At 61.8% G+C, this 17,790-nt stretch carries 22 protein-coding genes and 1 pseudogene; 11 read left to right on the top strand and 12 right to left on the bottom strand.

The features are described 5' to 3' along the window. Positions 1-38: 38 nt before the first annotated feature. The 3 genes from AB4048_RS12395 to fabD all read right to left on the bottom strand — a co-directional run bounded on the left by AB4048_RS12395 (position 39) and on the right by fabD (position 2,333). On the bottom strand, positions 39-275 hold the full coding sequence (locus tag AB4048_RS12395; RefSeq protein ID WP_003502080.1) for an acyl carrier protein: 237 nt from the start codon (positions 273-275) through the stop codon (positions 39-41). 292 nt (positions 276-567) lie between these two features. After that, entirely contained in the window at positions 568-1,305 is a 738-nt protein-coding gene (fabG, locus tag AB4048_RS12400; protein WP_442202264.1) for a 3-oxoacyl-[acyl-carrier-protein] reductase, read from the bottom strand. 83 nt (positions 1,306-1,388) lie between these two features. Next, on the bottom strand, positions 1,389-2,333 hold the full coding sequence (fabD, locus tag AB4048_RS12405) for an ACP S-malonyltransferase (protein ID WP_442202265.1): 945 nt from the start codon (positions 2,331-2,333) through the stop codon (positions 1,389-1,391). 194 nt (positions 2,334-2,527) lie between these two features. Here fabD and AB4048_RS12410 point away from each other — a divergent pair, with 194 nt between their 5' ends. Then, entirely contained in the window at positions 2,528-3,571 is a 1,044-nt protein-coding gene (locus AB4048_RS12410) for an aldo/keto reductase (RefSeq protein ID WP_442202266.1), read from the top strand. A gap of 60 nt (positions 3,572-3,631) precedes the next feature. Here the strand turns inward: AB4048_RS12410 and AB4048_RS12415 are convergent, their stop codons facing one another. The 3 genes from AB4048_RS12415 to AB4048_RS12425 are packed head-to-tail and all read right to left on the bottom strand — an operon-like array spanning position 3,632 to position 4,827. Then, positions 3,632-4,114: an anthrone oxygenase family protein gene (locus AB4048_RS12415; protein WP_442202267.1), complete on the bottom strand. Its 483-nt coding sequence runs from the start codon at positions 4,112-4,114 to the stop codon at positions 3,632-3,634. A gap of 51 nt (positions 4,115-4,165) precedes the next feature. Beyond that, positions 4,166-4,579, bottom strand: coding sequence for a type II toxin-antitoxin system VapC family toxin (locus AB4048_RS12420; RefSeq protein WP_442202268.1), 414 nt, complete (start codon positions 4,577-4,579; stop codon positions 4,166-4,168). Next, entirely contained in the window at positions 4,576-4,827 is a 252-nt protein-coding gene (locus AB4048_RS12425) for a plasmid stabilization protein (protein WP_442202269.1), read from the bottom strand. The genes AB4048_RS12420 and AB4048_RS12425 overlap by 4 nt, the downstream gene beginning before the upstream one ends. A gap of 351 nt (positions 4,828-5,178) precedes the next feature. Between AB4048_RS12425 and rpsF the strand changes: the two genes are divergently transcribed. The 4 genes from rpsF to rplI all read left to right on the top strand — a co-directional run bounded on the left by rpsF (position 5,179) and on the right by rplI (position 7,618). Further along, positions 5,179-5,631 (top strand): 30S ribosomal protein S6, encoded by a 453-nt coding sequence (rpsF, locus tag AB4048_RS12430; RefSeq protein WP_442202270.1) that lies wholly within the window; start codon positions 5,179-5,181, stop codon positions 5,629-5,631. Between the two features lie 13 nt (positions 5,632-5,644). Further along, entirely contained in the window at positions 5,645-5,893 is a 249-nt protein-coding gene (rpsR, locus tag AB4048_RS12435; RefSeq protein WP_442202271.1) for a 30S ribosomal protein S18, read from the top strand. Between the two features lie 145 nt (positions 5,894-6,038). Next, complete coding sequence (locus AB4048_RS12440) at positions 6,039-7,019, top strand: DUF2232 domain-containing protein (RefSeq protein ID WP_442202272.1); 981 nt, start codon at positions 6,039-6,041, stop codon at positions 7,017-7,019. Positions 7,020-7,039: 20 nt separating this feature from the next. Further along, positions 7,040-7,618: a 50S ribosomal protein L9 gene (gene rplI / locus AB4048_RS12445; RefSeq protein WP_442202273.1), complete on the top strand. Its 579-nt coding sequence runs from the start codon at positions 7,040-7,042 to the stop codon at positions 7,616-7,618. Between the two features lie 68 nt (positions 7,619-7,686). Here the strand turns inward: rplI and AB4048_RS12450 are convergent, their stop codons facing one another. The 3 genes from AB4048_RS12450 to AB4048_RS12460 all read right to left on the bottom strand — a co-directional run bounded on the left by AB4048_RS12450 (position 7,687) and on the right by AB4048_RS12460 (position 10,910). Next, positions 7,687-8,754, bottom strand: a complete 1,068-nt coding sequence (locus AB4048_RS12450; RefSeq protein ID WP_442202274.1) for an HlyD family secretion protein — start codon at positions 8,752-8,754, stop codon at positions 7,687-7,689. A 9-nt stretch (positions 8,755-8,763) separates the two neighbouring features. Beyond that, a complete protein-coding gene (locus tag AB4048_RS12455; protein ID WP_442202340.1) occupies positions 8,764-10,347 on the bottom strand; it encodes an MFS transporter in 1,584 nt (527 codons plus the stop codon). 119 nt (positions 10,348-10,466) lie between these two features. Next, positions 10,467-10,910: a MarR family winged helix-turn-helix transcriptional regulator gene (locus tag AB4048_RS12460; RefSeq protein WP_442202275.1), complete on the bottom strand. Its 444-nt coding sequence runs from the start codon at positions 10,908-10,910 to the stop codon at positions 10,467-10,469. Positions 10,911-11,271: 361 nt separating this feature from the next. Between AB4048_RS12460 and AB4048_RS12465 the strand changes: the two genes are divergently transcribed. Beyond that, positions 11,272-12,768 carry a replicative DNA helicase gene (locus AB4048_RS12465; protein ID WP_442202276.1) on the top strand — a complete coding sequence of 499 codons (1,497 nt, stop codon included), beginning with the start codon at positions 11,272-11,274 and terminating at the stop codon, positions 12,766-12,768. A 171-nt stretch (positions 12,769-12,939) separates the two neighbouring features. Here the strand turns inward: AB4048_RS12465 and AB4048_RS12470 are convergent, their stop codons facing one another. Then, complete coding sequence (locus AB4048_RS12470; RefSeq protein WP_442202277.1) at positions 12,940-13,242, bottom strand: AzlD family protein; 303 nt, start codon at positions 13,240-13,242, stop codon at positions 12,940-12,942. Then, positions 13,239-13,943: an AzlC family ABC transporter permease gene (locus tag AB4048_RS12475; RefSeq protein WP_442202278.1), complete on the bottom strand. Its 705-nt coding sequence runs from the start codon at positions 13,941-13,943 to the stop codon at positions 13,239-13,241. The genes AB4048_RS12470 and AB4048_RS12475 overlap by 4 nt, the downstream gene beginning before the upstream one ends. 167 nt (positions 13,944-14,110) lie before the next feature. On the opposite strand from AB4048_RS12475, the gene AB4048_RS12480 reads away from it, so the two are divergent. Together AB4048_RS12480 and AB4048_RS12485 are read left to right on the top strand one after the other, a co-directional pair. After that, positions 14,111-14,311 (top strand): DUF4160 domain-containing protein, encoded by a 201-nt coding sequence (locus AB4048_RS12480; protein ID WP_442202279.1) that lies wholly within the window; start codon positions 14,111-14,113, stop codon positions 14,309-14,311. Beyond that, the gene (locus tag AB4048_RS12485; protein WP_442202280.1) at positions 14,304-14,717 is read left to right on the top strand and encodes a DUF2442 domain-containing protein; all 414 of its coding nucleotides are present in this window, start codon (positions 14,304-14,306) and stop codon (positions 14,715-14,717) included. Before AB4048_RS12480 ends, AB4048_RS12485 begins: the two co-directional genes overlap by 8 nt. 34 nt (positions 14,718-14,751) lie before the next feature. Here AB4048_RS12485 and AB4048_RS12490 read toward each other — a convergent pair. Continuing rightward, positions 14,752-15,318: pseudogene (locus AB4048_RS12490) on the bottom strand (helix-turn-helix transcriptional regulator); the annotation flags it as partial. A 252-nt stretch (positions 15,319-15,570) separates the two neighbouring features. Here AB4048_RS12490 and AB4048_RS12495 point away from each other — a divergent pair. Genes AB4048_RS12495 through AB4048_RS12505 form a run of 3 tightly spaced genes read left to right on the top strand, consistent with a single transcriptional unit; the run spans position 15,571 to position 17,743 of the window. Next, on the top strand, positions 15,571-15,954 hold the full coding sequence (locus AB4048_RS12495) for a hypothetical protein (RefSeq protein WP_442202281.1): 384 nt from the start codon (positions 15,571-15,573) through the stop codon (positions 15,952-15,954). Between the two features lie 2 nt (positions 15,955-15,956). Next, a complete protein-coding gene (locus AB4048_RS12500; protein ID WP_442202282.1) occupies positions 15,957-17,204 on the top strand; it encodes a tyrosine-type recombinase/integrase in 1,248 nt (415 codons plus the stop codon). Then, on the top strand, positions 17,201-17,743 hold the full coding sequence (locus AB4048_RS12505; protein ID WP_442202283.1) for a hypothetical protein: 543 nt from the start codon (positions 17,201-17,203) through the stop codon (positions 17,741-17,743). The genes AB4048_RS12500 and AB4048_RS12505 overlap by 4 nt, the downstream gene beginning before the upstream one ends. Positions 17,744-17,790 lie beyond the last annotated feature (47 nt).

Genomic DNA, 17,790 nt, shown 5'->3' on the forward strand with positions numbered 1-17,790 from the left:
CGGACTCCGAGAGCCCGCCCTTAAAAAAGATCAGTTGATTAGGCCTGAGCCTTCTCAATGAACTTTACAGCGTCGCCAACCGTGAGGATGGAATCGGCAGCGTCATCAGGAATTTCAACGCCGAATTCCTCTTCGAACGCCATGACCAGTTCGACGGTGTCGAGCGAGTCCGCGCCGAGGTCGTCGATGAAGCTGGCGCCTTCAACAACCTTGTCGGCGTCGACGCCCAAGTGATCAATAACAATTTTCTTCACGCGTTCTGCGATATCGCTCATGTCGGTTTCCTCGACCTTCTGTCCTGATCGGAATGCCTCATGACATCCCTACCCTGTTTCAGCCTGCAACGCTTCAGTCTCAGCGTCGCTGGCAAACTCGTTCAACCCGGCATTGAGATATGGCCCCGGCCGTCGAAAACCGGCGCGGCCCGTCTGCATATTCGGGACGACTGTTCACAGTCATGGCCCGCTTAACACGGTTTAAGTCCGTCGCAAAGCCAGAAAATCGTGCCCCACAGGTTGCTCAACATGCTATTGGGCGGAAAAATCCTCCCAATCACCAATTGCCATTTCAGATCATTGCCATGCCGCCGTTGACGTGCAGCGTCTGGCCGGTCATGTAGCCCGCTTCCGTGGACGCCAGGTAAGCGACCGCCGAGGCGACTTCCGCGCCGCTGCCCATGCGCCGCATCGGGATCGCGCCCATGATGGCGTCCTTCTGCTTGTCGTTCAGCTTGCCGGTCATGGCCGACTCGATGAAGCCGGGCGCCACGCAGTTGACCGTGACGTTGCGCGTCGCGATCTCCTGGGCCAGCGACTTCGTAAACCCGACCATGCCGGCTTTCGAGGCGCAATAGTTCGCCTGCCCGGGGTTGCCGGTGACGCCGACGACCGAGGTGATGTTGATGATGCGGCCATAGCGGCGGCGCATCATCGGATGCGTCAGTTCGCGCGTCAGGCGGAACGTCGCCGTCAGGTTCACTTCGATGACATTGTCCCAGTCCTCGTCGCTCATGCGCACGAACAGGCCGTCCTTGGTGATGCCGGCGTTGTTGACGAGGATATCCACACCCTCGAGTTCCGCCTCGGCCTTCTGTCCCAGCGCCTTCACCTCGTCGCGGTCCGAAAGGTTGGCGGGGAAGATCCTGGTGCGTTGGCCAAGATCGGCGGCAAGCGCCTCCAGCTTTTCCACGCGCGTGCCGTGCAGGCCGACGATGGCGCCTTGGCTATGCAGAAGCCGCGCGATCTCCTCGCCGATGCCGCCGGATGCGCCGGTTACCAGGGCCTTGCGGCCGGTCAGATCAAACATGTGGGTTCCCCTTCCTTGAGCGCATCCCAAACACTTGCGATGCGGTTTTAGGATATAGATGCGTGTTAAGTCAAAAATCCGGATCAGCCGAGGAGGCCGGCCACGGCGGCGTCGATGTCGGCGGGCGTGTTCACCGCGATGCCGGTCACGGACTTGTCGATGCGGCGGGCGAGCCCCGTCAACACCTTGCCGGCGCCGATCTCATAAAGCGTCGTCACGCCGTTGGCGGCGAACCATTCGACGGTTTCGCGCCAGCGCACCTGCCCGGTCACCTGCTCGACCAGCAGATTTGCGATCTCGCCAGCATCGTTCACCGGTGCCGCACGTACGTTGGCGATCAGCGGTACGACGGGATTTTGCTTCTGGACGCCGGCAAGTGCTGCGCGCATCGCCTCGGCGGCCGGCGCCATCAGGCTCGAATGGAAGGGCGCGGAAACGGGAAGCATGATGGCGCGCTTGGCCCCCTTATCCGTTGCCAGCGCCGCGGCCTTCTCGACGGCGGTCTTCTCGCCGGAAATGACCAATTGCCCGCCCCCATTGTCGTTGGCGATCTGACAGGCACCGGCGGCGGACGCCTCCTCGCAGATCTGCGCGACGTCCGCATGCTCGAGGCCGATGATCGCCGCCATCGCGCCGACGCCGACGGGAACCGCGGCCTGCATGGCGTTGCCACGGATGCGCAACAGCCGCGCGGTGTCGGCAAGCGAGAAGGTGCCGGCCGCGCAAAGCGCCGAATATTCGCCGAGCGAATGACCCGCGACATAGGAAACCTTGGACTTCAGGTCGAGCCCGCGCGCTGAAAGCACGCGCATGACGGCCACCGAAACGGCCATCAGGGCGGGCTGGGCATTCGCCGTCAGCGTCAGCTTGTCCTCAGGCCCGTTGAATATGATGTCGGACAGCTTCTCGCCGAGGGCGTCGTCGACTTCGTCGAACACGGCGCGCGCTTCCGCGAAATTGTCGGCGAGATCCTTGCCCATGCCGACGGTCTGACTGCCCTGGCCGGGAAATGTGAACGCGATCGTCATTCTATATTCTTCCTTCGGGTCCGGTTTGCTCCCCAATTGACATTCTTTCTTGCGGAGTCAATACGCAAGGCCGGTTAGGCCGGGCTTTTTGCATACGCGAGACCCGCCCAATTTCCTGTTGCGCTTGCGCAATTCTTGCCTGAATTTACGCGACACTCCGACAATGCCAGTTTTGGCAAGATTCAAGGTTTTCCATGAAGTACAATCGCTTAGGCCGCACCGACATTTCCGTTTCCGAAATCTGCCTGGGAACGATGACCTGGGGCTCGCAAAACAGCGAGGCGGAAGCGCACGACCAGATGCATTACGCCGTCGAAAAGGGCGTCAATTTCTTCGACACGGCGGAACTCTATCCGACGACGCCGCTCTCGGCCGAAACCTATGGACGGACTGAAGAATATATCGGCAACTGGCTGGAGACGACCGGCAAGCGCAAGGATATCGTGCTCGCCACCAAGGTCGCCGGTCCCGGCCGCAACTACATCCGCAACGGCCAGGGCCCCGACGCCGCCAGCATGCGTCTGGCTCTCGACGGAAGCCTGAAGCGGTTGAAGACCGACTATGTGGACCTCTACCAGCTCCACTGGCCGAGCCGCGGCCACTTCCATTTCCGTCAGAACTGGAACTACAACGCCTTTACCCAGGACCGCGAACGGGCCGTGGCGGGTATCGCCGAAATTCTGGAGACGGCGGGCGAACTGGTCAAAGCCGGCAAGATCCGGGCGATCGGCCTCTCCAACGAGACGACCTGGGGCACGCAGAAGTTCTTGTCGCTCGCCGAGGCAAAGGGCCTGCCGCGCATTGCCACCGTGCAGAACGAATACAATCTGCTCTACCGGCATTTCGATCTGGACATGGCCGAACTCTCGCACCACGAAGATGTCGGGCTGCTTGCCTATTCGCCGCTTGCCGCCGGCCTTCTGACCGGCAAGTACGTCGACGGCAACGTGCCGGCCGGCTCGCGGGCCGTCTTCAACAGCGATCTCGGCGGTCGTCGCCAGCCGCTGCAGGAGCCTGCGGTCAAGGCCTACCTCGACGTCGCCGCCAAACATCGGATCGATCCCGCCAAGATGGCGCTCGCCTATTGCCTGACGAAGCCTTTCATGACCTCCGTCATCATCGGCGCGACGACGAAGGGGCAGCTCGAAACCGATATCGCCGCCGCCAACGTCGAACTGTCGGCAGAGGCGCTCACCGATATCGAGAAGGTGCATCGGCTGTATCCGCTGCCGATGTAATGGAGCGAAGCAGCGACCAGCCCTGCCAAAAGGCTGGTCGGCAACCCTGCTTCTCGGCGGTCAGATCATAGCCTTGACGAAAGCGCAGGCGGCCAGCAGCGATGCGGCCGTCCGCACATGGTTCCAGTTGGTCCACTCCCTGACATAGCTCGGCCAGAAGGCGGCACCATCGGCGGAATTCGCGTCGAAGGCTGCAAGCTTATCGTTCAGCGGCACATTGAAAACGATCGTTTCCAGGAAAACGGCCAGCAGATAGAAGGTGGCTCCCGCGAGCACATAAATGCTGCGTGCGCCCTGCCAATCCCTGAGCGTGGCGAAGGCAAGCACCAGCGAAACCAACGCCATTCCAATGAAGATCGGCATGAAGGCCGAGCGCAGGATCACAACGTTGATCGACTGCATCGCCGCGATGCCGCTCGCCGGCGCGATCCTCGAAAGCGCCACCGTAACGAAGGTGGAAAAGGCAAAGAAGACGCCGGCGATGAGCGCGCTGCCGAGGGCCGCAAGGCCAAGAAGAATTCCGATGAAAGAAACGCCTGCCATCCTGTCCTCCAGGCGTGCTGGGTCCGCTATCTGGCATTCCGGCGAGACTGATCAAAATTCCCAGGGGGATATCAGATCAAGTCCTGTCTCGCGAAAGTCAGCAAGATTGCGTGTCGCCAGCTTTCCGCCGTTCACTTGGGCGATCGCGGCGATCATTCCGTCTTGCGCAGACATAGTCGTGCCACGACGCGCAGCGTGTCCCATGATATCGCCATAGGCTAGGGCTGCCTCATCTGTAAGGCCGAAGATGCGCCCAGCAAAACGCCGCCTCCAGTCGGCGAGCCCACGCTCGAGCCGCGCCGCGCGCCGCTCTTTTGGCACTCTTTGAATGCCAAAAGCAATTTCCGCGATGGTTACGGTGGGCAAGGCAATCTCTGCGTCATGCTGCGTAAGCCACGCCACGACGCTCGGATCAGGCGCCTTGCGCATCGTTTCGGAAATGACGTTCGTATCGAGAAAGATCAAAGATCAACACCTTTGTGCGGAGTGCGGTTCTGCTTGATCGTGGCCTCAAGATCGATATCTTCGTCGTCATCGCCGGCCGCTAAGCGCGCATAAAACGCTGTGGCCGGCTCACTGCCTGTTTCCTTAATTTCATAGAGAGCGAGTGCGCGCTCCACGATATCGGCAATCGAGCGCTTTTCCCGCCGTGCAAGCCGATGAGCAAGGTCGCGCGCCTTGGCACTGCGGACGGAAAGTTGTGGTTCAGCCATGGCCTTCTCCTTTCACTACCAAACATAGGACACGATCGACAAGCCATCAAGATGGCACCTGATGGCAAGATGGCGCGAGCAATAAACTTACCCGCGCCCTTGCGTTTCCGTCAGAAATCCGTATAAGCCGCCGTGTTCGCAAACCCGGTCTCCTGGCTGGTGGCTGAACGGAGGGCCGGTTTCCTTTGTTGGAGATCGTTCGGAACGGAAGCGTTCCAGCCTCCCGTGTCTCCGCTCTCGACCGTCTCGGATAAACGCTTTTCTTGCTTGGGGCATCCCCTTACAGGAGCAGTCGTTGAGGCTTAGCCGCCGGAACCGGGTTTCAGACCAACGCAAGAAAGGCAAGCTATCATGGCTCTTTACGAACATGTATTCCTTGCCCGGCAGGATGTTTCCGCGCAGCAGGTCGACGCCCTCGTAGAACAGTACAAGGGCGTGATCGAAGCAAACGGCGGCAAAGTCGGGCGTATCGAGAACTGGGGCCTCAAGTCCCTCACCTACCGCATCAGCAAGAACCGCAAGGCACACTACGCCCTGATGGACATCGATGCACCGGCAGCTGCCGTCCAGGAAATGGAACGTCAGATGCGCATCAACGAAGACGTCCTGCGCTACATGACGATCGCCGTCGAGAAGCACGAGGAAGGCCCGTCTGCCATGATGCAGAAGCGCGACCGCGACGACCGTCCGCGCCGCGATGGCGACGACCGCGGCCCGCGCCGCGACTTCGGCGACCGTGGCCCGCGCCCGGACCGTGGCGACCGTGATGACCGTCCGCGCCGTCCGCGCGAAGACCGTGCATAAGGAGATTTGAGAAATGTCTGAAGTTTCTTCCGCACCGGTCCGCCGTCCGTTCCATCGCCGCCGCAAGACCTGCCCCTTCTCGGGCGCAAACGCACCGCGGATCGACTACAAGGACGTTCGCCTCCTGCAGCGCTACATTTCCGAGCGCGGCAAGATCGTTCCGTCCCGCATCACGGCCGTTTCCCAGAAGAAGCAGCGCGAACTCGCCCAGGCGATCAAGCGCGCCCGCTTCCTCGGCCTGCTGCCCTACGTCGTATCGTAATCGAATGCACATCCCCCGGTCCCGGACCGGGGGATGTCTCCCTTTCGCGATGGGCGCGGATCGGAAACCCTAAACCCCATGTTGAGGTCCTTGCGGATTTTAATCCCAAAGCTCCTCTAACTGCTTGAACAAGCAGGACAGCGCCGTGAAACGACCGAATTCGAGATTGCTGCTGACCGGCGGGCTTGCCGGCGTGACCGCTACCCTGCTGGTGCTGGGTGCGAACGCGCAGCCGTCTTTCAGCGCCGTACTTTACGCCGCCTCGGCGCTTCCGATCCTGATTGCCGGCCTCGGCTGGGGCATTATGGCCGCGATCGTCGCGGTCGTTACCGCCTTCGTGCTCGGCGCCGTCGCGGTGTCGCCCTCCTTCGCGCTCATCATGACGCTGGTGACGCTGGCGCCGGCGGGCTGGCTCAGCCACCTCGCCAATCTCGGCCGCCCGGCCTCGGAGCTCGGCGGGCCGGACAACCTCGTCGCCTGGTATCCGCTTTCGGATATACTGCTGCAGCTTTGCGCGCTTGTGACCGTCGCGGTCATCGCCGTCGGCGTCATGATCGGCTACGGCCCTGACCTGACGGACCGCATGGTCGAAGCGCTGATCACGGCGCTCAAGCAGCAGGAGCCGACCTTCGTGCCCGATCCTGCGGCGACCGTGCAGACGAAGTCGCTGGTGGTGCTGTTGCTTCCGGCAATGCAGGCGGCGCTCTGGGTGGTTATGCTGTTTGCCGCCTACTATCTGGCGACCCGTATTGTCACGGCGTCCGGGCGCAACCATCGTCCCCGCGAAGACATGCCGTCGGCGCTGCGGATGAACCGAAATGCGATCTTCGCATTCCTGGCCGGTCTCGTCGCCTGCTTTCTAGGCGGCATTCCTGCCCTGATCGGCGCAACGGTGCTCGGCGCTTTCGGTGCCGGCTTCCTCGTCGCCGGATTTGCCTCGCTGCACTTTCGCACGCGGGGCAAGGAGTGGCGCATGCCGGCGCTGATCCTCTGCTACCTGGCGGCGACCATGGTCCTGCCAGCCCTGTTCATCCTTGTCCTCGGCTTGTCCGACACGCGCAAAGCGATCGCGCTTACCCCGCACAAGGATGCGAATGCCTCTGATAACCCCAACACGAAACTTTAAGACAAGAAAGGAAGACGAAGATGCAAGTCATTCTTCTGGAACGTATTTCCAAGCTCGGCCAGATGGGCGAAGTGGTCAAGGTCCGCGACGGCTTTGCTCGTAACTACCTGCTGCCGCTCGGCAAGGCGCTGCGCGCCAACGCCGCAAACCGTACCCGTTTCGAAGCCGAGCGCTCGACGCTCGAAGCCCGTAACCTCGAGCGCAAGAGCGAAGCGCAGAAGGTTGCCGACGTGCTCGACGGCAAGTCCTTCACCGTCGTACGTTCGGCCGGCGAGACCGGTCAGCTTTACGGCTCGGTCGCAGCCCGCGACGTCGCCGAAATCCTGGCAGCCGAAGGCTTCAACGTCGGCCGCAACCAGGTTCACCTGAACACGCCGATCAAGGCCATCGGCATGCACAAGGTCGTCATCGCGCTTCACGCCGAAGTCGAAATCTCGGTCGAACTCAACGTTGCCCGTTCGGCCGAAGAAGCCGAGCGCCAGACTAAGGGCGAAACCCTCACCTCCGCCGACGCCATCTACGGCATTGACGAAGATGCACTGCGTCCGGAAGATTTCTTCGATCCGGAAGCCGACCATCAGGACGAAGACGAAGCTTGATCGCTTCTGGCTTCTGCCGGACATGATGAGCCCGGGCCGCAAGGCCTGGGCTTTTTCTTTGTCCGCCGTCAGCCGCCGAGCGCGGCGGCAAGCCGCGGCTGGGAGCTTTTGTCCACCGACACCACCACGGAAAGCCCCGGCGTCAACGCAGCCGTTAGCGGCTGGCCTTCGTCGAAGGCTATGCGCACACCGACGCGCTGGGCGATCTTGGTGAAGTTGCCGGTGGCGTTATCGGGCTTGATAACGGCGAATTCGGAGCCGGCGGCCGGCGAGAAGCTTTCGATATGGCCGGACAAGCGCTGGTGCGAAAACGCATCCACCGTGATCGAAACGGGCTGCCCCACCTTCATGCCGTCGAGTTGGGTTTCCTTGAAGTTTGCAATCACCCAGACGTCTCGCGGGACGACGGCCAGCAGTTGCGAACCGGGCGTCACATATTGCCCGACGCGCACGCCTACCACGCCGACGCGTCCGTCGGCAGGAGCGGTGATCGTCGCGTACTGCAGATCGATCTCGGCGAGTTTGACCGCTGCCTCCGCCCCGCTGACGGCAGCCTCCAGCGAGCCGCGGTTGACCACGATCGTCTGCAGGTTCTGCCGGGAAACCTCGAGCGCTGCCTGCGCCTGATTGACGGCGGCTTTTGCCTGGTCAAGCGTGGCTTGCGCGGCTTCCGAATCCGCCGCCGTCGAGACGCCCTTCTTCACCAGTTCGCTGACGCGGTCCCAGTTGAGTTGCGCGTGCTTGAGCGCAGCTTCTGCGCTGTCGATCTGCGCCTGGCTGGAGGCGATACCGGCCTCGGCGGCCGCTTCCTGCTGGTGCGAATTGGCAAGCGCGGCCCGTTGCGCGGCGAGACTGGCCTGCGCCTGCGCCAGGCGCTGCGTGTAGGTTCGATCATCGATCCGAACCAGCACCTGCCCCGTCATCACCTCCTGGTAATCCTTCACGAGCACTTGCGTCACATAGCCGCTCACCTGTGGGCTGAGCATCGTCACATAGCCTTGCACATAGGCATCCTCGGTGGTTTCGACGGAGGTTCTAAAAGGCGGCAGACGCCAGGCATAGAGCACCAGCATGACACCAGCGATGCCGGCGATGATCGCGATGATTTCGATCGGGGAACGAGTGAGCCTCGACATGGAGCGAATTCATTCCTTAAGGGTTGGGGCCACGGCAGCCGCGTGGATGGAAAGGTGAGACTTTAACGCAATGACGACGAGATGCAGCGTCTGCCCTGCCAGCGCCAGCAGCGCGATAACGCCGGCGACAAAGAATGCGTCGCCATAGGCAAGCGCGTTGGCCTCGCGCGTGATCCTGGCGCCGAGCAGCGCCAGCCCCTCCGCCTTCAGGATCGCGCTGTCGCCGATCACCTTGCCATAGGTTGCCGCGAACTGGGTCACGCGCTGCGCCACGGCGGGATCCGTCAGCAGGACGTGTTCGACGAGGGCGGCCGAATGGAATTTTTCGCGGATGATGATCAGCGTGCCGAAGAAGGCCGAGCCCATCAGTCCGCCGATGCTCTGGGTAAAGAGGAAGATCACGAAAAAGGTGACGAGGTAGTGCGGCCCCTTGGCGGACGCCGCCTTCAGGCCATCGGCCATGGAGGGCGGCAGGAACAGGCCGGCACCCGCCGCCATCAGCGCCTGGCTCAGATACATCTGTTCCGGGCGCGTCATGCTTGTCAGGTTGCTGTCCATGAACGCACTCGCCGCCATCATGACGAGCGCCGCCATGTGGATTTGCCAGGTATACCCTCGGTTCATCAGCGCCGCGCAGGCAAGCCCGCCGGCGATGGAGAAGACGAGGATGATCCAGTAAAGCGTCGCGAGCTGATCATAGAGCAGCCCCGCCGCGCTCTGATAGTAACTCATCACCACGTAAGACTGGGTTGCGACGATCAGGCGGAAGACGAGCAGAATGCCCGTCAGGTGGATATTCGGCCAGGTCAGCAGCCAGTGGACGTCGATCAGCGGCGTCCGACGGTTGAGTTCTATCAAGGTCGCGGAAACCAGCGACACGATCGAGACCGAGAGCACCACGCCGAGCCAGGGCGCTTCCAGCCACCAATCCACCCTGCCGAGAGAGAGCACCACGGCCAGGCAACCGAAACCGACGGCGATCATCAGATAGACGGCGACGTCGCCCGCGACGATCACTTTCATGCGCGGCGGCGGCGTCAGCGGCAGCAGATAGATGATCGGCATCACCATGAGCACCAGCGCCATTTCCAGCGTATAAAGTCCCCGCCATTCGCCGAAATCGAGAAGGGTTGGCGAGACCAGGCGCGTGACCGGGGCCGCAAGCGCCGTGTTCATCATCGCGAGGCTAACGCCGATCGTCATCTTTTTCGCCGGCGGCATCGCCTCCAACATGTAGAGAAAGGCAAGCGTCGACAGCGGCGCCGCCGCGATCCCGCTCAGGAAACGGACGACGATCGCCGACTGCAGATCGGACACGAAGAGATTGAGCAACGAAGCAATCAGAAAGCCGATGATGCTGACTTCGGCAAAATTGCGCAGCCCGTATTGCATGCGGATCTTCACGAGCCCGATCGCAAGGCTGACGTTTGGCGCCATGTAGGCGGCCGACAACCACGCGGCTTCGGTAGTGGTCGCGGCTATCGATCCCTGGATCTGGGTGAGATTGGCAAAAGCGAGGTTCATGCCGAGCCCCTGCGTCAGGGCAAACAGCAGCGCGCTAAAATAGTAGAGGAGCACCTTCCACCAGGGCATGGGCAGCTGTGGCGGCTCGGCCGGCGCGGCGGCAGGCATCTCCTCGGGCGGTAAATAGTCATCCGGCTCCTGTGCCAAACGCTCCCCGGCCCGAGCTTGCTCCGCGCCCATGCGCTACCTCATCCCTTGACCACCGTCTGCAAATTCGCCGCCATGGCGCGGATAACCTTGAGAGCCACGGCAAGCTCCTTATCGGAAATATCCTTTACGATAGAGGCGCGCACATCCGTGGCAAGTGCGTCGATCTCGGCGGCAACCACTCTTCCCGGCTCGGTGATGTGGATCTGCTTGGCGCGGCGATCCGCCTGGGTGCTGCGCCGCTCGATAAAGCTCTGCCCTTCCATCGCATCCAGAATGCGAACCAGCGTCGGCGTCTCGAGTTCGAGTTCGTCCGCGAGCTCCCGCTGGTTTATGCCATCTCGCTTCGACAGGGCAAAGAATACCCTTGCCCGCGCCAGCGTCATGCCGCGCTCGCGCACCAGGGCATCGAAGCTTGCCCTGAGCTTCCTGTGGAAGGCGGAAAGCTCGTCGAACAGTTCACGGCTGGTTGGGGCTCTGGACATCGCTCGCATTTCGTYGGATCGGACTTGGACCTTAACCCGAAATCGGTTGAGGAAGTCTATCTCGAATTTTGACCGTGTATCTTTTCATCGCCGCAACAGGGCGTCTCAAGTTGGCGACGTGCGTGCGGTCGGTCCGCGTTTGCGATACAGTCGCCGCGTCCGGCCGCGTATCGGTGATTCGTGACCTTCAAGCGACAAGCGCTTTTTTTCATCGTTGTTTCTGCCCTGTGGATGAGTGGAACATCGTGCATAGCCGCGATGAAATGGCGTCGCACCGTCTGGGTTCGCAGGGGCATGGTTGACCCCAAGCTCCGCCGGTCGCAAGACTTTGCAATTCCGAAAATGAAAGAGACGACAGACGATGAACGACGCCGCAAGAAAGCTCACGGCGGTTGCTGCTGCCGAGCAGCACTACCGCGAAGCCCCGAACAACATCGAGGCGGAACAGGCTCTCCTTGGCGCCATTCTCGTCAACAACGACGCCTATTACCGTGTCTCCGACTTCCTGAAGCCCGCCCACCTCTATGAGCCTCTGCACCGCAAGATCTTCGAGGTCGCCGGCGACATCATCCGCATGGGCAAGACCGCCAATCCGGTGACGATCAAGACCTTCCTGCCCGCTGACGACAAGGTGGGTGACCTGACGGTCGCGCAGTATCTGGCGCGCCTGGCAGCCGAGGCCGTCTCGATCATCAACGCCGAGGACTACGGCCGCGCCATTTATGACCTGGCTTTGCGGCGCGCGCTGATCTCCATCGGCGAGGACGTCGTCAACATCGCCTATGACGCGCCGCTCGACATGCCGCCGCAGGTACAGATCGAGGATACCGAACGGCGGCTGTTCGAACTTGCCGAAAACGGCCGCTACGACGGCGGCTTCCAATCGTTCAACGATGCGGTGGCGCTCGCCATCGACATGGCAGCGGTCGCCAAGGAGCGTGACGGCGGCCTCTCGGGCATCTCCACCGGCATTCACTCGCTCGACAGCAAGATGGGCGGCCTGCAGCGGTCGGACTTGATCGTGCTGGCGGGACGTCCCGGCATGGGCAAGACCTCGCTTGCCACCAACATCGCCTATAACATTGCCGCCTCCTACGAAGGCGAGGTGCAGTCGGACGGCTCGATGAAAGCCAAGAACGGCGGCGTCGTCGGCTTCTACTCGCTCGAAATGTCGTCCGAACAGCTGGCGACCCGTATCATCTCCGAGCAGACGGAAGTGTCCTCCTCGAAGATCCGCCGCGGCGACATCAACGATGCCGACTTCGAGAAGCTCGTCGCCTGCTCGATGATGATGCAGAAGGTGCCGCTCTATATCGACCAGACCGGTGGCATCTCGATCGCCCAGCTTTCCGCCCGCGCCCGCCGCCTGAAGCGTCAGCGCGGCCTCGATGTGCTGGTGGTCGACTACGTTCAGCTGATGACCGGTTCGGGCAAGTCCAACGAGAACCGCGTGCAGGAGATCACCCAGATCACCACCGGTCTCAAGGCGCTCGGCAAGGAACTCAACGTCCCGATCATCGCGCTCTCCCAGCTGTCGCGTGCTGTCGAAAGCCGCGAAGACAAGCGCCCGCAGCTTTCCGACCTTCGCGAATCGGGCTCGATCGAACAGGACGCCGACGTCGTGCTGTTCGTGTTCCGTGAGGAATACTACGTTAAGAACAGCGAGCCGCGCGACATCGCGGACCCGAAATATCCCGAATGGGAAATCTTGATGGACAAGGTCAAGGGCACGGCTGATGTCATCATCGCCAAGCAGCGTCACGGACCTACCGGCACCGTGAAACTCGCCTTCCAGGCGGAATTCACCCGCTTCGCCGACCTCGCGGACCCCTCCTTCACGCAGTATGAGGAGCACTGACGCGACACGCTCGCGCCAGTGTTTGTCTCTACGCAATTCCGGACGGAAAACCGCGCTGCACTTTTCCTGGAATTGACCGTTTCCGTCTTTCTTCGAAACACGGAAACGGTCTATCTGTTTGTTTTTACGCAATTCCGACGGAAAACCGCGTCACACTTTTCCTGGAATTGCTTAGAGCCCCATCGCTCTCAGCACCGCCACGCTCACAACGCCGAGCGCCACGCTAGCGAGCATGGGGAGGCGGCGAGCTGCAAGCGCGGTCAGGAGGCAGGCGATCGTTTCCGCCCATCCGGTTGCAAAAGCGGTCGGTGCGATCACGGCCATGAGGACCGCCGGCGGGATCGCCTCGATCGCCGTCTTGCTACGCTCGTCCATGCCGACATAGCGGATGAGAGCAAGGCCGCTCAGACGGGTGAACACGGTAGCGGCGGCCATCGCGAGGATGGCAAGAAGGGTATGAAGATCGAGCGTCATACCGTCACCATCCTTGCTCTACCCGACCAGAGCGCTGTCACAAGACCGGCGAGCGCGCCTGCGGCGATATACCAGACGCCGGGAACGAAATGCTCGACGAGCACGGCCGTCGCACCGCTTGCAATCAGTACCAGGCCGGTCTCCCGCCCCTTCCAGAACCCCATGACCAGCACTACGAAGACCGCCGGGAAGGCGAAGTCGAGACCGATTACCACCGGGTCTCCGAGAAACGCGCCGAGCAGGGCTCCCGCGAGCGTGGAGCCGACCCACACTGCATAGAAAGGCGCTGCGACGCCGGCAAACCAGACAGGCGTCAGCTTCGACCTTCCCGCCTTGAACTCGGCGACCGCCCAGATCTCGTCGGCTAGGAAGAGCATGGCCACGTATTTGCGGACACCCCGGAAGGACGTCATCTTCGTTGCGATCGAGGCGCCCATGAGCATGTGCCGCACGTTCACGAGAAGTGCGGCAAGCGCGAGCGCCCTCCAACTCGCGGGATGGGTCCAGATATCCATCGCGACGAACTGCGAACCTCCCGCGAATACCAGCGCGCTCATCAGCGTCGCCTCCAGCGCGGAGAGGCCCTTCGTGACCGACACGGCGCCGAAGACCAGGCCGATCGGAATGACAGCGACGACGAGCGGCAGGATGGCCCGCGTCCCCTCCAGAAACTCGACGGCCGGACGACTTTGCTGCTGCATGGCAATCTCCCTTGAGTACGGGGGATGTCTATGCGAGCCGATGGCGGCCGTATTGAACGAAAGTGCTCGCCACCGCGCATGGCTACGACGAAAACGGATCGGTAGCTTGAATAACCCAAGTTGTTAGGTTATTGTTTGCTGTGGTCACCGTCCTTCGCCAGTATGGAATGCGTTTCGTCATCTACACCGCCGATCACGAGCCGCCTCATGCTCATGTTATCGGCGAAGGCGAAGCACGCATCGACATCGTCGACCTGACTGTCATCACCCAAGGCGGGATGTCCGATAGAGACATTCGCAGAGCGGTGGATCTCATAGAAACGAATCGGCAATTGTTTCTCGACACCTGGAGAAAATATCATGGTTGAGGTCACCGATTCAGAACTTGCGCAGGCAAAGCTGCGTTGGGAGGCTGAGCGAGCCGAAAGGCCGATCCCGGCTTCGGTGCGCTTTGACCACCTGTCTGAACGGATCATCGTTGAATTCACCAACGGGGCGTCCTTCATGTTTCCGGCCCGTTCTCTTCAAGGATTGGAAGACGCGAAAGCCGATCAGCTGGCCGAAGTCGAACTTCTCGGAGAGACCGGTCTTCACTGGGAAAGCCTCGACGCCGACTACACGATTTCCGGCGTCATGAACGGTGTATTCGGCACCAAGGCATTCATGGACGCTCGGCGCCGCGGCGGACAATCCCGTTCGCCTGCAAAAACTGCTGCAAGTCGCGCGAACGGCGCCAAGGGCGGCCGTCCGAAAAAATCCGCGAACCGGCCCTAGTCGAATAGTTTTCGCAGAACCGTTGCCGACGTGGTCAGCCGGCGCGGAACTGGCCGGGTGTGACGCCCGTGCGCGCCTTGAAGTGGCGGGTGAAATGGGCCTGATCGGCAAAGCCGCATTCGAATGCCACGTCCGCCGGTGCCCTCCCGGCGCGCAGCAGCTTGCGCGCTTCGAGCACGCGCTTGTCCGTCAGGAAGGCGTGTGGCGTGATGTGATATTCGCGACGGAAGGCGCGGATCAGATGCGCGCGGCTGAGGCCGGCAACTTTCGCCAGTTCCTCCAGTCCGATGTCGGTCTCGAAATTGTCCATGAGGTAGTCGCGAGCGCGGCCGACCGCGCTGCGCTCCTTCGTATCGACAGGTGCGATAACCGCGCTGCCGTATCGTTCGAAAAGAGCCGCAAGCACGCGGAACATTCCCTCTTCTGATTCGAGCGCGCCGGCGCCCTCCTCCATCGCGCGGTGGGCGCCGTGGAAGGCTCCGGCAAGCTGCGGATCGCACGGCAACTGGCCTCCGAAGGAGGGCGTGGCATTGAAGGCCTTGCCGGTCACGTCCTCCAAGACGTCGATGAAGAGCTTGGTATCGGGATAGACCATCCGATAGCACCACGCTCAGAAAGCCCTTGAATATCAAAGCCGTTCCCCATCAATCCCCCTTGTATTGCAGGGCTTTTCGGCGATCCTGATCGACACGGCTCCTCTTGATTGTTCTTGGAAGTTCTCCTACATTCTGCAAACGGACGTAGAGTAGGCTTGTGGGTAGGAACCCCAGCCCCTACCCCCAAAGCGCACCGACCGGACGCTGGTAACGACCGGTCGGCACTTGCCAACGACAGCTCATGAGAGGAGCCATCAATGACCGATTTCCTGAATAACACAGAACCAAAACCCAGACGCCGGAAAGGCACCGGGATCATCCTCGTCGCCGTGGCCGCTGTGGCAATGCTGGCAGGCTCAGCCGGTGCCGCATCGGCAGCCGGCTCCTTTGTGCTTTATCGGTCAGGTGTGGGCCTGCCGGACCTTCGCATACATGTGGCGTCATTCGATGCGGTGCAGAATTGGAGCGGCGGCTACGGTTCCGACGCGGCGTACAACAGCGAGAACTGCCAGACCGCAGCGTCGCTGTTCCGTAGCCAACCGGGCGTCAGTGTCAGCTACTGGTGCGAGCCGAAAGTGGAAACCGCCGGCAACGGACTGTGGACGCGCCTGTGGCAAGCGATTGCTGGACAGGGGAACTGACCATGGCAGCGATCAACAAGCTATCCGCCGCCAAGGTGGCCAAGCTCGATGAGCCCGGCCTTTATGCCGATGGCGGCAACCTGTATCTCCAAGTTTCGCAGGTCGCGAAGCGGATCACCAAGTCGTGGATCTTCCGCTACACGATCAACGGCAAGGCCCGCGCCATGGGCTTGGGCAGCGTCGACGCCTTCACGCTCAAGGAGGCACGTGAACGCGCCCGCATCGCCCGCCAGCTCCTCGCCGACGGCATCGATCCACTCGCCGAAAAGGCAGCCAAGAAGGCCGCCACCGCCAAGTCGGCGGCGTCGCGGATGACGTTCAGGCAGGCCGCCGAGGGCTACATGTCCTCGCACAGGGCGGGCTGGAGCGACGCGCACACGCGGCAATGGGAGACGAGCTTGGAGACATACGTCTTTCCGCTGCTCGGCGACCTCGACGTCGCGGCCATCGACGTCGGCCTCGTGATGAAGGTGATCCAGCCGCTGTGGGTGAAAAAGACCGTGACGGCTGACCGCTGCCGCAACCGCATCGAACTCGTACTCGACTGGGCGAAGTCGAGCGGCCACCGCAGCGGTGAAAATCCGGCAGTCTGGCGGGGGCATCTCGACAAGCTGCTTCCGAAAATCAGCAAGGTCGCCGAGAAGGAGAACCTTGCGGCGATGCCGTATGCCGAGCTTCCGGTCTTCATGCAGCGCCTGCGGGCCACGGACGGCAACGCCGCCCGGGCGCTGGAATTCACCATCCTGACCGCCGCCCGCAGCGGCGAGACGTTCGGTGCGACATGGGCAGAGATAGACCTCGACAACGGCCTGTGGATCGTCCCGAAGGAGCGCATGAAGGCGGGCAAGGAACACCGGGTGCCGCTGCCCGACGCGGCGGTCAAACTGCTGCGCGGCCTGCCACAGGGGAAAGGGCCGGAAGCGCCGGTCTTCACGGGTGGCCGGGGTGGGCCATTGCGGAGGATCGCGATGCTCGACGCCATGCGCACCGCAGGCGGCGACGGTGTCACCGTTCACGGCTTCCGCTCGGCGTTCCGTGATTGGGTCAGCGAGTGCACGGCGTTTCCCGGCGAACTGGCCGAGGTGGCGCTGGCGCATGCGACCGGCAATGTCGTGGAACGCTCCTACAAGCGCGGCGACGTCATCGACAAGCGCCGCAAGCTGATGGAGGCATGGGCGACTTTTCTCGCATCGACGGCAGGGGCAGACAGTAGCGGCAAGGTGATCCCGCTGAAGGGTGGTGTACGATGAACCCGTGGGACCACCACCTGCCGCCAACGGACGACTGGCGTAAGGTAGGTGAATTTCTGCGCGCCTATATGCAGCAGTGTTTGGAGGAAACCTCCACGCTGCGGGACCCGCCAAACCCGGGTCCGGCGTGGAAAGCATTCAATCATCGGTGTTCTCTGGATCGCATTACGTATGAACGCGACTTTTCGCCGATGATCGAGTTCTTGCGCTCAGGTGAGCCAATAGACGACCACGTCGCAAATTGCTTGGCGTTGGTGCTTGAGGTTTTCATGCGGCAGGAACCGGTCTCCCTGCCGGTGCGGCCCGGACGCCCGCCCGATGACGCTGTGCAGGTGGCGGCAAGATATGCGCGCAGGTTCTACAACCTGTGGAAGGAGTGGAACCGGACGTGGGCAGTCAAGGACCATGGTGCAAGCGAGGAGATGAAGGATCGCTCGGTGGAAATCATCATCGAGGATGAATTCCCGCAACTGGCAGCCAGCGCGGAAAGGATCCGCGACATGATGGCCCGGTCGAAAGAACGCCTAGACCTCGATTAAACATTTGCTCGTAATTACAATCTGTTAGGCCATTTACTGCCAGAACT

Origin of the sequence: Rhizobium sp. RAF56 (assembly GCF_052113965.1) — a bacterium.
In the GTDB taxonomy this organism is placed as follows: domain Bacteria; phylum Pseudomonadota; class Alphaproteobacteria; order Rhizobiales; family Rhizobiaceae; genus Rhizobium.

What these genes read in the sequence shown, in the direction of transcription:
- rpsF (WP_442202270.1), top strand. Translation starts at nt 5,179, where the DNA reads ATGGCTCTTTACGAACATGTATTCCTTGCCCGGCAGGATGTTTCCGCG.
- AB4048_RS12465 (WP_442202276.1), top strand. Translation starts at nt 11,272, where the DNA reads ATGAACGACGCCGCAAGAAAGCTCACGGCGGTTGCTGCTGCCGAGCAG.
- AB4048_RS12495 (WP_442202281.1), top strand. Translation starts at nt 15,571, where the DNA reads ATGACCGATTTCCTGAATAACACAGAACCAAAACCCAGACGCCGGAAA.
- AB4048_RS12460 (WP_442202275.1), bottom strand. Translation starts at nt 10,910, where the DNA reads ATGTCCAGAGCCCCAACCAGCCGTGAACTGTTCGACGAGCTTTCCGCC.
- AB4048_RS12415 (WP_442202267.1), bottom strand. Translation starts at nt 4,114, where the DNA reads ATGGCAGGCGTTTCTTTCATCGGAATTCTTCTTGGCCTTGCGGCCCTC.
- fabD (WP_442202265.1), bottom strand. Translation starts at nt 2,333, where the DNA reads ATGACGATCGCGTTCACATTTCCCGGCCAGGGCAGTCAGACCGTCGGC.
- rplI (WP_442202273.1), top strand. Translation starts at nt 7,040, where the DNA reads ATGCAAGTCATTCTTCTGGAACGTATTTCCAAGCTCGGCCAGATGGGC.
- AB4048_RS12505 (WP_442202283.1), top strand. Translation starts at nt 17,201, where the DNA reads ATGAACCCGTGGGACCACCACCTGCCGCCAACGGACGACTGGCGTAAG.
- AB4048_RS12395 (WP_003502080.1), bottom strand. Translation starts at nt 275, where the DNA reads ATGAGCGATATCGCAGAACGCGTGAAGAAAATTGTTATTGATCACTTG.
- AB4048_RS12455 (WP_442202340.1), bottom strand. Translation starts at nt 10,347, where the DNA reads ATGCCCTGGTGGAAGGTGCTCCTCTACTATTTTAGCGCGCTGCTGTTT.
- AB4048_RS12410 (WP_442202266.1), top strand. Translation starts at nt 2,528, where the DNA reads ATGAAGTACAATCGCTTAGGCCGCACCGACATTTCCGTTTCCGAAATC.
- AB4048_RS12425 (WP_442202269.1), bottom strand. Translation starts at nt 4,827, where the DNA reads ATGGCTGAACCACAACTTTCCGTCCGCAGTGCCAAGGCGCGCGACCTT.
- fabG (WP_442202264.1), bottom strand. Translation starts at nt 1,305, where the DNA reads ATGTTTGATCTGACCGGCCGCAAGGCCCTGGTAACCGGCGCATCCGGC.
- AB4048_RS12500 (WP_442202282.1), top strand. Translation starts at nt 15,957, where the DNA reads ATGGCAGCGATCAACAAGCTATCCGCCGCCAAGGTGGCCAAGCTCGAT.
- AB4048_RS12470 (WP_442202277.1), bottom strand. Translation starts at nt 13,242, where the DNA reads ATGACGCTCGATCTTCATACCCTTCTTGCCATCCTCGCGATGGCCGCC.
- AB4048_RS12480 (WP_442202279.1), top strand. Translation starts at nt 14,111, where the DNA reads ATGCGTTTCGTCATCTACACCGCCGATCACGAGCCGCCTCATGCTCAT.
- AB4048_RS12485 (WP_442202280.1), top strand. Translation starts at nt 14,304, where the DNA reads ATGGTTGAGGTCACCGATTCAGAACTTGCGCAGGCAAAGCTGCGTTGG.
- rpsR (WP_442202271.1), top strand. Translation starts at nt 5,645, where the DNA reads ATGTCTGAAGTTTCTTCCGCACCGGTCCGCCGTCCGTTCCATCGCCGC.
- AB4048_RS12475 (WP_442202278.1), bottom strand. Translation starts at nt 13,943, where the DNA reads ATGCAGCAGCAAAGTCGTCCGGCCGTCGAGTTTCTGGAGGGGACGCGG.
- AB4048_RS12450 (WP_442202274.1), bottom strand. Translation starts at nt 8,754, where the DNA reads ATGTCGAGGCTCACTCGTTCCCCGATCGAAATCATCGCGATCATCGCC.